Genomic DNA, 13366 nt, shown 5'->3' with positions numbered 1-13366 from the left:
GCCGTCCGCTGCGGGTGGGCTGGCTGGTCGAGCCGGGCTTCGGCCCGATCGATCCGGAGGTCGCCGCCACCGTCCGGGCCGCGGCCGAGGCGCTCAAGGGCGCGGGCTGCGTCGTGGAGGCCGTGCGCATCCCGGCGCTGGAGCGCGACTTCGCCCTCGACGTGTTCAACACGCTCCACGTCATGGAGATGAAGCCGGCCTTCCGGGAGGCGACCGCCGGGCACGAGGACCAGATGTATACGATGGCCAAGACCATGCTGGCGCTCCCGGACTCGTCGATGGACGACTACATCGCGGCCGAGCAGGCGGCGGAGCGGCTGCGGGACGGCTATGCCGCGTACTTCCGGCGCTACGACGCGCTGATCACCCCGGTCCTGCCGATCCCGGCCCACAAGCACGGCGTCACCGCGTTCGTCATCGACGGGCAGACCGTCGACGCCACCTACCTCCAAGGCGCGACGGTGCCGCTGAACGTCACCGGCCTGCCCGGCCTGTCGATGCGGTTCGGGACGAGCGGCGAGGGCCTGCCGATCAACGTCCAGGTCGTGGCGAGCTGGCAGGCCGAGTCGACCATCCTGCACGTCGCCACGCTGCTGGAGGCCGCGAGCCCGGTGCGCGGGCTGCGCCCGAGCCTGTAGGGCGCCGTGGCGTGCGTCCTGCGGGATGGCCTTCACGAAGCCGGATGCTGCCTCCGACTCCCGATCGACGCCCCGACCCGACGAGCTGTCCCGTCGGGGCGCGTGTGCGCCTACCGCTTCTTGCCCAGCTCGACGGCGATGTCCTTCGTCATCCGGCCGACCTTCCGGTGCGCCGCGATCAGCTGGTCCTGGGTGACGCCCCAGCGCTTCATCCAGAACTCGATGGCCTTGCGTTCCGATAGATCGAGCCGGTCCTTATCGATGAAGCCACGCTTGTCCTTGAGGCCGGCCATGGGAAATCCTGTCGTGTCGGTGATTGCGGTTCGGGAGGCGGCGCGCGACGGACCTCCCGGGGGCGGGCGCGAGACATGCGGGGAAATCGCAGCGCTGCCCAGGCCCATTCCGCCCCTCGGTGCGCCGCCGGGTGCGACCGAGGCGGCGAACGCGCGGCGGGCCTATCTCGAGTGCGACGCGGCGCGCGATCAAGCCCGGAGGGCCGGTCCGGCCGCGTGACGCCGGAGGAACGCGAGCAGCAGGTCGGAGACGGCCTGCGGCTGCTCCTGCTGGACCCAATGTCCGGCCCCCTCCACGACATGGCAGCCGAGGAAATCGGCGCAGGCCCGCGTGCCCATCCGCTCCAAGGCGCCCGGTGCCTGAAACGGACCCCAGTCGCGACGCCCGGCCACGAAAAGCGCCGGCCCCTCGATGCGCCGACCCGCGAACCGCCCGAGATCGCGCGCGAGGCTCCCATCCATGCGGCAGCGATAGCCCTGCAGGGGGCCCTGGAAGCCGGTGCGCGCATACTCCGTCGCGTAGACGCCGAGTTCCCGATCGGTGAGCCACGCGCAGCCGGCGCCCCCGTCCTCCGGCCCTTCGGGCGCCACCGTCGCGGGCATGCTCCGGCCGAGGTCCATGACGTAGTAGGTCGGCATCTCGGCGAGGGCCTCGGCCGTCCAGCCCGAGAGCGGATGCGGCGGGTTGCCCGGCCAGTCGGCGCTCTTGTGATGGAAGTAGGCGCGCAGGAACGCGGCAACCTGTGTCGGGCTGCCGTCCATGTCGGGTGCCGCGGCCGGTGAGGCGAAGTAGCGGTGGTAATGCGCGCGCGGGCGCGGCAGACCGGCCAGAGCCGCGTGGATCGGATCCTGTGCGGGCGGAGTCATGCTGTCCGCCAGGGCGTCGCGGGTGGGTGCCCCCACGAACGGCGCGCTCATCAGGACGACCGATCCGAACACGTCGGGCCGGGCCAGGGCGCAGAAGCCCGCGACCCAGGCGCCGAAATCGTGCCCGATCACCGCCGCGACCCGCTCCCGGCCGAGTGCCCCGAGCAGGCAGAGCACGTCGAGGAGCAGGTTGTGCATGCGGAAGGGCGCGAGGTCGGCCTCGTAGGCCACCGGCCCCGGGGCGGTACGCCCGTAGCCGCGCAGGTCCGGGGCGACGACGTGGTAGCCGGCCTCCGCGAAGGCCGGCATCACCTTGCGCCAGGAATAGGCCAACTCGGGAAAGCCGTGCAGCAGCAGAAGACAGGGCCGGCCGGGCTCCCCGTGTCCGGCGTCCAGCACATGCATGCGCAGGCCGTTCACACCCGCGACGAAGCGCGCGCGGATGCCCGCGGGAAGAACGGCCGCGTCCAGCGGCGGCAGGTCCGGTGTAGTCATGTCCAAGCCCACTGCTGCCCGCCGTCCGCGCCGAACGCGGTTTGGCGTCAGCCCTCGCGCGGAACCTGCCACGTTGTCCGGCAACATCGGAAACGAGCCGGCACACGCTACTTCAAGACCTGGATTACAGCATGGGGCGGCGATTGTTGCCGCGACGCTCTTTCCGGTCAGAGCATCGGACAATGAAATCCCATTGGCGGAGAGGGGGTCCGTCATACCCAAGCACGTAGAAATCTGTAGAAGTCCATTTCCCCTCGTACTGCCCCCGTCATAAGAGTTTTTAATGCTTCGGAAGTCCACCGGCGTTTGCTACGATCCACACCACGTGTTGGGGTGAACGTTGGGGTGAGCGCTCGTGGCTCGTGCAGTGAAGAGGCTAAGCGCACGCACGGTCGCAACTGCGACCAAGCCCGGTCGCCACGCCGACGGTGATGGCCTCTATCTGGTCGTGGATGCGTCAGGTGCCAAGCGATGGCTGTTCCTGTTCCGCTGGCAAGGCAAGCTCAAGGAGATGGGGCTCGGAGGCCTCTCTACTGTCTCGCTGGCAGATGCCCGCGAACGGGCAAGAGAGGCACGCCGGATCCTAAAAGACGGGCAGAACCCTATCGAGCAACGCCGCGCTGCCCGCGCCGAGCCTGAAGCTGCAGTGACCTTCGGCGCGTTCGCTGACCAGATCGTCAGCGATCTCTCTCACGGCTTCCGCAACGAGAAGCACAAGGCACAGTGGACCTCAACGCTGACAACCTACGCTGCCGTGCTGCGTTCGATGCCGATTGACACGATCGGCACCAGTGACGTGCTGGCGGTACTAACACCGATCTGGCGCACGAAGTCCGAGACCGCTTCACGCCTGCGAGGACGAATTGAGCGGATCTTGGATGGAGCTAAAGCCAAGGAGCTACGCACAGGTGAGAACCCAGCCCGCTGGCGCGGGCACCTCGATAAACTGCTACCGCCGCGCCACAAGCTGACGCGCGGGCATCACGCCGCAATGCGGTTTAACGACGTGCCTGCTTTTGTCACTGACCTGCGCGGGCGCGTAGCCGTGGCGGCCATGGCGCTAGAGTTCTGCATCTTGAACGCATCGCGTTCCGGTGAGGTGCTCGGCGCGCGCTGGGACGAGATTGACCGGAAGGCTTTGGTCTGGACCATTCCTCCAGAGCGGATGAAGGCTGGCGTAGAACATCGTGTGCCACTGACTGAGCGTGCGATCGCCATCCTAGCCCAAGCCGAGACGATCCGGTCCAGCGAGTTCGTCTTCCCCGGCCAAAAGTACGGCCGGCCGCTCTCGATCATGGCAATGGAGATGCAATTGCGTCGAATGAAGGTGTCGGTGACCGTACATGGCTTCCGCTCCTCTTTTAGGGATTGGGCAGGCGAGTGCACCTCGTTTCCGCGCGACGTCGCTGAAATGGCCCTAGCCCATGTCGTGGGCGACGCAACAGAGCGAGCTTACCGGCGCGGCGATGCTCTAGAGCGACGCCGTGAATTGATGAACGCCTGGGCGACATTCCTTGGATGACGCGGGGTTCGCTCGACTAATACGATCACAGCCGAACATCCTTGGAGGCAGCGCTGACAAGATGGCGACACAACAATGATCGCCAAATCAACGTTGGTCATTTTGTAAAGCAAAGCGCGGGACCCTTGGAGCGAAATTGGAATGAAAGATTTAAGTATAGAAGATCACCTATTGACTATCACAGAGTACAATCATCGCCTAAAAGACAAAAAATATATAAGACGGCGCGCCCTCAGCATGTTCAAATCCCTTGAACACCTGCGAGACATAACGGAACCCGAAAGGGGCGAAAAAAGCTGCGAAGGAAAGGATTTTGCGGCACGGGAAGCCTTGTCATTAATAGGTCGATTCAGCGAACTCATGGGGGGCTGGGCATGCGACCATGCAATCGGCATAGCCATGGAAGGTCAAGAGCTGCTTTCCGCCTATACTCACACAACTCGTCAGTCAAAAACATACAATTCCGCTCGAGATTTGGCCGAAAAACACATTCATGAAATCACAGGCCGCGCATTGAGCAATAGATTTCATAATCCCGCAGATTACGATCCTGTGATAGTACGTCAAACTCTCTTAAATATCGTCGAATCCCGGTCATCCATTTTGCCGGAGGGGATGGCACTTGTGGTCGTTCAGGCACTCCGCGCCCTAACATACGGCGAGATTATGCCTGTGTTCATGCCTGAAACACGAAAGTACGCAAAGAAGAGGTGGCGCGAATTGAACGCTCAGCTGAAAGTTTTAGAGCATATAGAGTTCCGCATTAATTTGGGTCAGACTAGAATTTCGGTTATGAAAATGACAGATGATCTATACGGCCTGCAGCAAAACACACTAGAGGGATGGAAAAAAAACGTTAAAAAAGGATTGGGAGATCTACATTATGAAGCAAGAATGCAATTTGCCAAAGAAATGGCTTTTTCAGCATTGAACCCCCTCACGACCTCTGGAACAACAAGCTTCGAGGCTGCAGAAGACGAATACGGAGAGTCTGCCCTCAAACGTGATGTTAGTGTCCTGCACGAGCTAGGTGCACAGAAGAAGCGATCACCTAGTACTAGAAAGGCAACCAATGACCCGCAAAAGTGAAGTTAGGCGCTGACAGCAACTTGCGGGCTACAACGGATCGCAACGCCATTGCGCTTCAGCAAATCCGCCTTCTGATCGCCGCCTGCTGTAGCTCGGTGCTGCCTGCGCTGTAATTCGAGGACGATGAAACCGCGGGTATCCAGGCGCTTCGAGGGCTTAAGGGAGCGAGAGTCGTTCCCGACAGCTGGCGAAAGGCGATCGCTCCTGGCTATCAAAAACCGGTGCGAAGACGCCGATCTATGCACCGCGACCAGTTCTGAAACTTCGTGCTTTGTCCCCTTGGACGCCGGCCTTTCCGCCAGCGTCCATGGGGACAAAAATGACGACTCAGCATCTCAAAACCGAAGACGCACCTATCGCCTACGACGTTCTCACGGCAGCAAAAAAGGTAGGGGTAGGTCGTTCAACCATCTTTGACGAAATCAGTAGCGGCAACCTCATTGCTCGAAAGGTCGGCAGGCGCACACTCATCCGTCATGAGGATCTAGTCGCTTGGACTGCTGCTTTGCCAGCACGATTGGCCTATGCTCAGAAGCGCTCTTCATAACAAACCGCCGGCCCCGAAGATCGGAAGCCGGAGGCGAATCGCTATCGACGCCTGAACAACGCGTAGATAGCGCATTCATCGCTCTTGCCCCACCGATTGCTCGGCCGTCCTACAAGTAAAGGACAGTACGATGAAAAAAGACAATCGTCGGAGCTCAGCTCCTGAAGTGAACCACCCCACAAATCGACATGAGGCCCAACACGCCTTCGAAACTGACATAGAATTTTTCGCACGTTATACTGATCGATCTTTTCGCGTTCGATTGTTTAATTTCGAAGATCTTAGGATCGCCAACAGCCATGGCTTTTACTACGGCCCACCAAATCCAGGCATGTGCCGCGTCGTTCTGGTACGTCAAGTCTATGAAGGCATATTGCTCTATGCGGTGGGTCAGGTGAACGATGATGCTGATCTAGACATGTCTGAGACCCTATCTCGCACTCTGTACATGGCCGTGGCTACGCCTGAGCGCATAAAGATCGGCGACGAAATGGAAGCTCTTGCTAAAATTCTGACGGAAAAAGAAGCTGTTAAGAAGGAGGAGAACTGATGTTACCTTCTTCTTATAATTCGATCGAAAACGGCTTCGCAGCAAGAAATGCAATGGCGCACGGCGTAAAGATCTTTCCGTGCCGTGCCGAAGATGACAAGTTCGGGCGGATAAAAAGCCCCCTAACCGGTAGAGGATATCACGACGCTGCTTGCGATTATAATCAGCTTCAGGCTTGGAGACTGCAATACCCTGGTGCGGTTTACGGTCTGCCATGTGCTCCAAACGGCTTATTCGTTATTGATGCGGACCGGCATGGAAGCGGCGACGGCGTCGAAGCCTTGCGTGCACTGTTTGATTACTACCGCTTCGACTGGCGAACGGTCCCATGCATCCGCACACCGAACAATGGTCTGCATGTGATCTTTCAAAGGCAGCAAGACCTCGGCAAGACTTTGGGCAAAATTGTCCCCGCGGTCGATACTCGAGACAACGGTTACGTCATACTACCGGGATCAGTGATGGCGGATGGACGGCGGTACACAATCCTCAATGGCACGATAGAGCATCTGGGGGAGTCCATCGCCAACCGATGGCTGCCGACGGTACCTGACTGGTTGAAAAAACTCATCGAGCACAAGCCGGTTCGTCCTGTCGACCGAAACCCTCCCAAGAGCATGGAACGCCAGAGACGCCAACTTGAGGGCGTTCTTAGGAGCGTGACTACAGCGACATGCGGCGAGCGCAATAAGCATCTTCACTGGGCTGCTTGCCGCTTGGGTGAAGCTGTAGGGCAAGGTTCAATCAGATTTGGAGACGCAGAGGCACTGCTTATCCAAGCAGGGTTGATTTGCGGCCTAAGCGAAGCCGAGGTGCGCGGAACCGTTCGGAGTGGCCTGCAAAAGACGATGTCGGAGAGGGGTCATGGCTGATAACCCTTTTCACCCCCCTGCTTCAACAGCCGCCGGGCAGCCGAAAACCGATGGCACATCAACTTTTGAGGGTAATGAAGGGACACCAGGTACGCTACCCAGGGCTCACACAAACGGCCAAACTTCGACTTTTGAAGGTTATGAAAGTGCGCTGGGTACCCTCCCGAACGCCGGGACTGGATTACCGCATGCTCTATCGCCCCTGCCAGAAGTTGCAGTGGCATGGCCAGAACCGCAGCCTCTCCGATCCGAACTACAACCAGTTGAAATCCTTACGCCTGAGCATCTGCCGAATGCACTTGTGCCTTTCGTTAGCGACATCGCGGATCGAATGCAGTGTCCGCCAGATTTTGTTGCGGCTGCAGCCTTGACCGCACTTGGCTCCGTAATAGGAACTCGTTTGGCGATCCGCCCCAAGCGTCACGATGAATGGTTAGTAACGCCGAATTTATGGTGCATGATAGTCGGTCGACCAGGCGTGATGAAGTCGCCTGCCGTCAGCGAAGCAATCAGCCCACTAATGAGATTAGAAATCAACGCCCGCATCGCGTTCGAGAAAGATTCACATGCTCGTAATACGGCGTCCGACATCTATAAGGCTCGCAGGAAAGCTTACGAAGAAAGTCTTAAACGAGCAATTTTGAAAAGTCCTAATGGTCCGATACAAATAGAAGCCCCTATCGAACCCCACAAAACTTATGCGCGTCGTCATGTTGTTAATGACACTACGTATGAAGCGCTGGGCGAGATTGCCGCGCAGAATAAGCAGGGCCTTCTCGTTCATAGAGACGAGTTGATGTCACTCCTAATTTCGCTCGACAGAGAAGAAAACATCAACGGGCGCAGTTTTTATCTCACCAGTTGGGATGGCAATCAGCCCTATACGTTTGATCGCATCTCCAGGGATCAAACGCATATCAACCCTCTTTGTCTGTCAGTTCTCGGTACGACGCAGCCAGGTCGCCTTATATCTTATATCGGAAAGATCCAGAAAGGCGGCGGCGCAGACGACGGACTGCTGCAAAGATTTGGTCTGATCATATTTCCAGATCAAAGTAGCACATGGAACTTCGTTGATCGCCCATGTGAGGCTACTGTGCGCGCCAATATCGAAGCGATGTTCACCTGGATCGCAGATGCTGAAAGTTTTAACTTTTTCGAACCGAGCTACGATCGGAATGATCGCGCCTACCTAGTCTACGCAGATGACGCCTTAGCCGAATATATCGAATGGTTAGGCAAATTAGAGCATAGAATTCGCGGCAAGGACTTGCATCCCGCTTTCGAAAGCCATCTCGCAAAATATCGCAAGCTCGTCCCAGCGCTTTCGCTAATCAACCACCTGGTGGATGGCAAGTCCGGCCCTGTCAGTCTCACCGCATTAAGAAAATCTATCAAGTACGTTGAGTACTTGGAGACGCATGCACAACGGGCTTATTCTGCGGGATTTAACATGGGAGCGACAACAGCGAGACTTATTGCCAACAGATTGAAACACGGCGGTTTAGAAAAAGTATTTACGCTCAGGGACATACATCAAAAGGATTGGTCCGGACTTACAGATCGCGAGCAAGTTCAGCTAGGCCTTGAAAGGCTTTGCGATGCTGATTGGCTACAGGCGCAGATAGTCGCGACCGGCGGCCGTACCAAAACCAATTATACAGTAAACCCACGAATTTTTGTCCGGAAGGACGAAGATTCCTAGCACCTGGGGTGGCTCGTCCACCCACCTTCAAAACCGTCGAAAGTTTTAACAAGTTCCGCCGGCAACGCCACTAGTCACAAGCAGTGTGATTTGGAGTTAAAGATGACTTTGCCTGATGTAACAAGCGATCGTCCCCCCGCCGACCTGGCTGAGGAAAACAACGGGGTTAAGGAGCGCGAGAGATCCAGGAAGCTTGCCGTCCTCGATCGCTACCTTTCGCGAAACAAACCGCTGCAGTGTCGCATAGTTGGACGATCAGTGGACAAACACGTCGCTCTGGCGCCAAGGGATGGTGACGAGTTCGACCATACGATGAAAACGTTGGACACGTTCGGAACGACCTCGCCGGCTTTCGCTAATCGATGCATGACACGCCTCCTGTTTTTCTCTCAAGAAGCGCAGGGATGCGCCCCGACGGAAGACGATATCAATGCCAGTTTGGCAGCCGTCTCGGCTATCGCTCCCCGTGACGAGTTAGAAGCGATGCTGGCATTGCAGATGGTTGCTACCCAAGAAGCTGCAATGGATGCAATGGGCCGAGCGAAACTAAGCGCCGATCCGCTGGCGTCCGAGAGGTACAGCAAGCTTGCTATGAAGTTGATGCGATCATTCGCTGCTCAACTTGAGAGCTTGGAAAAGCGACGGCGTGGCGGCGAGCAAAAGGTCACGGTTGAGCACGTCCATGTGCATGCAGGCGGGCAAGCGATTGTCGGAACCGTCGAGACTGGTGGCAAAGGGGGCGGGGGGCAATGAGAAATGGAAACAACAACCCTATGGACCTACGGAGGGACGAGCCGGCTCAGCTGCGCTCATCCCCTCGATGCGAGGCGCGAACCCGTCGTGGGACTGCATGTCAGTCTCCTGCGATTAAGGGAAAGAAGAGGTGCCGAATACACGGCGGAGCCTCAGGGAGTGGGGCGCCAAGGGGGAGCCGGAACGGTAACTATCGGCACGGCGAGCGAACACAGGATGCTGTGGAGTTTCGACGCGAGTGCCGAGAAATTTTAGAAGCTGCACGTGAGCTAATCGAAGAAACGCACTGATCGCCAACTGACCTATCGCTGCCCAGCTTATTTTTAGACACTTAATCGCATAGGATACGGGCTTGATATAGGTCGGCAATATTTCTCGTGAGGCTCTCAAGCTGCCGGCCGCATTGTTCGGAGTTGGCCGAAAGCCGCGCATCCGCGTCGGAGAGGAGGCGCCGGAAAGGTGGGCTTCGGATTGCCCCGTTTCTGTGTTTCTTGCTTACTTTGCGTGGATCAGTCTGATTGGCCCCCACGAGGTAGCCCGAGCGTAAAGTTAGTGCACAGTGGGCCTGGAGTTGACTCCGTTTGTGGTCCACGGACTATGCAAGTTCCCGAGCTGTGACAGCTTGGTTGGCGAAGGCTCGGGGCGTCAAGCCGCCCAGGGCCGTGTGGGGTCGATCTTCGTTGTCGTGGCACCTCCATTCCTCGATGCGCTCGCGAGCATCGGCCAGCGACCGGAGCCACGAGGCGTTCAGGCATTCCGCTCGTAAGCGGCCGTGGAACGACTCGATGTAGGCGTTGTCGGTCGGCTTGCCCGGTCGGGAGAAGTCGATCTCGACCCCGTTCAGGTAAGCCCACTGGTTGAGCATGCGCCCGGCGAACCCCGGCCCATTGTCGACCCGCAGGATCTTAGGCCTCCCCCTCAGCCTGACCAAGGCGTCGAGCGCCTCGGTCACCTGGAAGGCGCGGACGTTGGCTCTCGGCGTGAGTGAGAGCGCCTCTCGCGGGTGGCAATCGACGACGGTCAGGATCCGGAACTGTGTTTCGGCGTGCAACTTTGGCTCTGACTCACTCTCGCTGATGCTGGCGGCGTTGAGGTTGCGGATATCCATGTTGGAGCCGCAGCATGCGCACTCACTTCCGGTCATCGAGCCTCGTACCCACTGGATTCATCGTCGATCATCTCGACGTCGGCACTGACCGCATCGGTCTGGTCGTGAGGTCGGGAGCCGTGATGACGGCCTGCTCAAACTGCCGGACCCCTTCGCGTCGCATTCAAAGCCGCTACCGACGTCGGGCCGCCGACCTGCCGCTCGGTGGCCGGCGCGTCGAGCTCCAGGTCGTTGTACGACGCTTCCGGTGCGATGCGGCGGCCTGCGAGCGGACGATCTTCGCCGAGCGCTTTCCCGACGAGTTCCTGCCCGCCTTCGCGCGACGCACCTCGCGGCTGGAGCAGATCGTCCATCACCTTGGTCTCGCCCTCGGTGGTCGGCCCGGTGCGGGTCGCGCCCAGCGCCTCATGCTGCCGGTCAGTCGCGACACGCTCCTGCGCGTCATCCGCCGTCGGGCGGCCACACGGTCCGATCCGCTCGACGTCATCGGCATCGACGACTTCGCCTGGCGACGCAACCACCGCTACGGCACCCTGGTCTGCGATCTCGAACGCCGCCGCATCGTGGCGCTCCTACCGGATCGCGAGCAGGCGACCGCGCAGACCTGGCTGAAGCAGAACACCTCGATCCAGATCATCGCCCGCGACCGTGGCGGCGGCTATGGTGAGGCCATCGCCCGCGCCTTGCCGCAGGCTATCCAGGTCGCCGACCGCTGGCACCTCATGGAGAACGCCAGCCGCGGCTTCCTCGACGCCGTGCGCAGGTCGATGCGTCAGGTTCGCGAGGTCGTCGGCGCGGCCACCCTTGATCCGGCGCTCCTCACTGCGGCTGAGCGTATCCAGTACGAGGGTTACCTGCGGAGGGAAGAGGCGGACGCGGCCATCCGCGCGCTCGCGGAAGCAGGCGTTCCGATTCGCCGGATCGGCCAGCGCCTGGGCCACAGTCGCATGATGGTGCGTGCAGTCCTGCGCGGCGAGCGCACGGACGTCTTCCGGGTCCGCCAGAGCTCGCTCGACGCCTATCTGCCCTGGCTCGACGCCCAGTGGGACGCAGGCAGCCGCAACGCCACCGAACTCTGGCGAATGGCGAAGGCGCAGGGCTTCCGAGGATCGCTCCGCGTGGTTGGGGAATGGGCGACGCGCCGCCGGCGCGCAGAGCAGGCCAACATCGAGCGGCTTCAGCGTGTGCCGTCGGCGCGAACATTGGCACGTCTGCTGACGACGGATCACGACCGGTTGACCAGGGCGGAGACGCTGACCGTGGCCGCGGTCGAGGAAGGGGTGCCGGAGCTGGTCGAGGCACGCGAGGTAGTCAGCGCCTTCCAGACGATGGTGCGAGGAAACGAACCCGGCCGGCTCGAAGGATGGCTCAGGCGGGCCGAGGCGAGTCTCGTCGCCTCCTTCGCGCGCGGCATCGGTCAGGACCGATCCGCAGTTCAGGCCGCGATCACGCTGCCATGGTCGAACGGCCAGACCGAAGGACAGGTCACGAAGCTCAAGCTCGTGAAGCGCCAGATGTACGGCCGCGGCAAGATCGACCTGCTGCAGGCTCGCCTGATCGGCCTCAAGCCTTGATGATCAGCGAAAGTGCGTCAGAGCCAAAGTTCGACGCCGATCCAGGGTCAATGTTCAGGTTCATCCGCAATTTCGGTGCTGCGGGATGATTCGGGCGTTGGTTCACGTGGTGGCCCGAGGGCAGTGCGATGCCGATCTCGAACCCGTCGTTGCCGTTGGTCCCGGACGGCCTGCACGTCGATGGTCTGACGCTGGACACCTCCGGGTTGCTGATCACCGCCCGAACCACGGCAGCCCAAGCCTGCTGTCGGGTCTGCGGGCGGGCGTCAGTGCGGGTGCACAGCAGGTATTGGCGGACGTTCGACGACCTGCCCTGGCAGGACCGGTCGGTGACGTGGCGGGTGCAGGTTCGCCGCTTCCGCTGCGGCCATTGCCCGGGGCGGATCTTTGCCGAACGCGTGCCAGGGTTGGGTACGCGCAAGGCGCGCCGCAGCGACCGGTTGGCCGAGGCGCAGACCGACATCGGCATGGTGCTGGGTGGTGAGGCTGGCGCAAGGTTGTCGCGGCGGCTGGCCATGCCTGTCAGCGGCGACACCGTCCTGCGCCTGATCCGTCGTCGCGGGACCGTACCGTCTCCGCCGCCGCGGGTCATCGGCGTCGACGATTGGGCGTGGCGGCGCGGCCGGTCCTACGGCACCATCGTGTGCGACTTGGAGCGGCGGCGCGTCATCGATCTGTTGCCCGGCCGCTCGTCGGCACCGGTGCGGGACTGGCTCACCGCCCATCCGAGCGTGACCGTCGTCAGCCGTGACCGTTCGGGACCCTACGCCGAGGCCGCGCGCACGGGAGCACCGAGGGCGACGCAGGTCGCGGATCGCTGGCACCTGCTCGTCAACGCTTCCGAGGCCCTGCGCGGCGTCGTCGAGCGGCACCAGTCCGAGATCCGAGGCGTGGCGCACCGCGCCGTGCACGACCCCGCCGGCTCCCCTGATCTGGCGAAGACGAAGACAGCGCCAACGAACGTGAGCAGCTGGCGACGCGACCGCTGCGAGGCGGCCCTGTGCCTCCACGGCGAAGGTCTGCCGACCAAAGAGATCGCTCGCCGTCTCGGCGCATCCCGCAACGCCGTGCGCCGCTGGGTGCGGGCGGGCCGGTTCATGCCCTACCGCCGCGCACCGGGTTCGAGCCTGCTCGATCGCTATCTCCCCTTCGTCGAGGCACGCTGGCGGGAGGACCAGCACAGCGCCACCGTCCTCCACCGCGCGTTGCACGCGCAGGGCTTCATTGTAAGCGCTGTTTTCAGGCCACGGCTCTGAGGGCTGGCATGGCCGGGTAGGCCCATGGCAGCAGATCGTCGAGATGGCGCTGCGGGTGGCCCTCGACGATGCGGGTGATGACGTCGGCGAGGTAGGC

12 protein-coding genes and 2 pseudogenes are annotated in these 13366 nt (G+C 60.9%); 10 read left to right on the top strand and 4 right to left on the bottom strand.

Features of this window, described 5'->3' with window-relative positions:
- Nucleotides 1-638: amidase family protein (locus FV228_RS08905; protein WP_246693870.1), on the top strand; the 638-nt coding region annotated here is incomplete at its 5' end.
- Between the two features lie 110 nt (nt 639-748).
- Here FV228_RS08905 and FV228_RS08900 read toward each other — a convergent pair.
- Complete coding sequence (locus FV228_RS08900; protein WP_147854284.1) at nt 749-931, bottom strand: DUF3606 domain-containing protein; 183 nt, start codon at nt 929-931, stop codon at nt 749-751.
- A 189-nt stretch (nt 932-1120) separates the two neighbouring features.
- On the bottom strand, nt 1121-2293 hold the full coding sequence (locus FV228_RS08895) for an alpha/beta hydrolase (RefSeq protein ID WP_147854283.1): 1173 nt from the start codon (nt 2291-2293) through the stop codon (nt 1121-1123).
- 355 nt (nt 2294-2648) lie between these two features.
- On the opposite strand from FV228_RS08895, the gene FV228_RS08890 reads away from it, so the two are divergent.
- From FV228_RS08890 to FV228_RS34780, 7 genes are all read left to right on the top strand, one after another.
- Complete coding sequence (locus tag FV228_RS08890) at nt 2649-3815, top strand: site-specific integrase (RefSeq protein ID WP_147854282.1); 1167 nt, start codon at nt 2649-2651, stop codon at nt 3813-3815.
- A 171-nt stretch (nt 3816-3986) separates the two neighbouring features.
- Nucleotides 3987-4904 carry a hypothetical protein gene (locus FV228_RS08885; protein ID WP_147854281.1) on the top strand — a complete coding sequence of 306 codons (918 nt, stop codon included), beginning with the start codon at nt 3987-3989 and terminating at the stop codon, nt 4902-4904.
- Nucleotides 4905-5581: 677 nt separating this feature from the next.
- Nucleotides 5582-6001 (top strand): hypothetical protein, encoded by a 420-nt coding sequence (locus FV228_RS08875; RefSeq protein WP_147854279.1) that lies wholly within the window; start codon nt 5582-5584, stop codon nt 5999-6001.
- Complete coding sequence (locus FV228_RS08870) at nt 6001-6873, top strand: bifunctional DNA primase/polymerase (RefSeq protein WP_147854278.1); 873 nt, start codon at nt 6001-6003, stop codon at nt 6871-6873. Before FV228_RS08875 ends, FV228_RS08870 begins: the two co-directional genes overlap by 1 nt.
- Entirely contained in the window at nt 6866-8578 is a 1713-nt protein-coding gene (locus FV228_RS08865) for a YfjI family protein (protein WP_147854277.1), read from the top strand. Before FV228_RS08870 ends, FV228_RS08865 begins: the two co-directional genes overlap by 8 nt.
- A gap of 102 nt (nt 8579-8680) precedes the next feature.
- Nucleotides 8681-9331 (top strand): hypothetical protein, encoded by a 651-nt coding sequence (locus tag FV228_RS08860; protein WP_147854276.1) that lies wholly within the window; start codon nt 8681-8683, stop codon nt 9329-9331.
- The gene (locus tag FV228_RS34780) at nt 9328-9621 is read left to right on the top strand and encodes an HGGxSTG domain-containing protein (RefSeq protein WP_348645028.1); all 294 of its coding nucleotides are present in this window, start codon (nt 9328-9330) and stop codon (nt 9619-9621) included. The genes FV228_RS08860 and FV228_RS34780 overlap by 4 nt, the downstream gene beginning before the upstream one ends.
- Before the next feature lie 305 nt (nt 9622-9926).
- Here the strand turns inward: FV228_RS34780 and FV228_RS08850 are convergent.
- Nucleotides 9927-10364 (bottom strand): annotated as a pseudogene (locus tag FV228_RS08850) (integrase core domain-containing protein); the annotation flags it as partial.
- 89 nt (nt 10365-10453) lie between these two features.
- On the opposite strand from FV228_RS08850, the gene FV228_RS08845 reads away from it, so the two are divergent.
- The gene (locus FV228_RS08845; protein WP_147854275.1) at nt 10454-12013 is read left to right on the top strand and encodes an ISL3 family transposase; all 1560 of its coding nucleotides are present in this window, start codon (nt 10454-10456) and stop codon (nt 12011-12013) included.
- A gap of 149 nt (nt 12014-12162) precedes the next feature.
- Nucleotides 12163-13236: pseudogene (locus tag FV228_RS08840) on the top strand (ISL3 family transposase); the annotation flags it as partial.
- A gap of 16 nt (nt 13237-13252) precedes the next feature.
- Here the strand turns inward: FV228_RS08840 and FV228_RS08835 are convergent.
- Nucleotides 13253-13366, bottom strand: a 114-nt coding sequence (locus tag FV228_RS08835; protein ID WP_147853959.1) for a transposase domain-containing protein, incomplete at its 5' end; no start/stop codon positions are given.

Origin of the sequence: Methylobacterium sp. WL18 (assembly GCF_008040015.1) — a bacterium.
GTDB lineage: Bacteria > Pseudomonadota > Alphaproteobacteria > Rhizobiales > Beijerinckiaceae > Methylobacterium > Methylobacterium mesophilicum.
Note: the sequence above shows the minus strand (reverse complement) of the source record. Positions and strands in the feature narration are given on the sequence as shown.

Bases quoted from the DNA above. Each gene is read 5' to 3' on its own strand.
- FV228_RS08900 (WP_147854284.1), bottom strand. From the start codon at position 931: ATGGCCGGCCTCAAGGACAAGCGTGGCTTCATCGATAAGGACCGGCTC.
- FV228_RS08895 (WP_147854283.1), bottom strand. From the start codon at position 2,293: ATGACTACACCGGACCTGCCGCCGCTGGACGCGGCCGTTCTTCCCGCG.
- FV228_RS08875 (WP_147854279.1), top strand. From the start codon at position 5,582: ATGAAAAAAGACAATCGTCGGAGCTCAGCTCCTGAAGTGAACCACCCC.
- FV228_RS08870 (WP_147854278.1), top strand. From the start codon at position 6,001: ATGTTACCTTCTTCTTATAATTCGATCGAAAACGGCTTCGCAGCAAGA.
- FV228_RS08865 (WP_147854277.1), top strand. From the start codon at position 6,866: ATGGCTGATAACCCTTTTCACCCCCCTGCTTCAACAGCCGCCGGGCAG.
- FV228_RS08860 (WP_147854276.1), top strand. From the start codon at position 8,681: ATGACTTTGCCTGATGTAACAAGCGATCGTCCCCCCGCCGACCTGGCT.
- FV228_RS34780 (WP_348645028.1), top strand. From the start codon at position 9,328: ATGAGAAATGGAAACAACAACCCTATGGACCTACGGAGGGACGAGCCG.
- FV228_RS08845 (WP_147854275.1), top strand. From the start codon at position 10,454: ATGCGCACTCACTTCCGGTCATCGAGCCTCGTACCCACTGGATTCATC.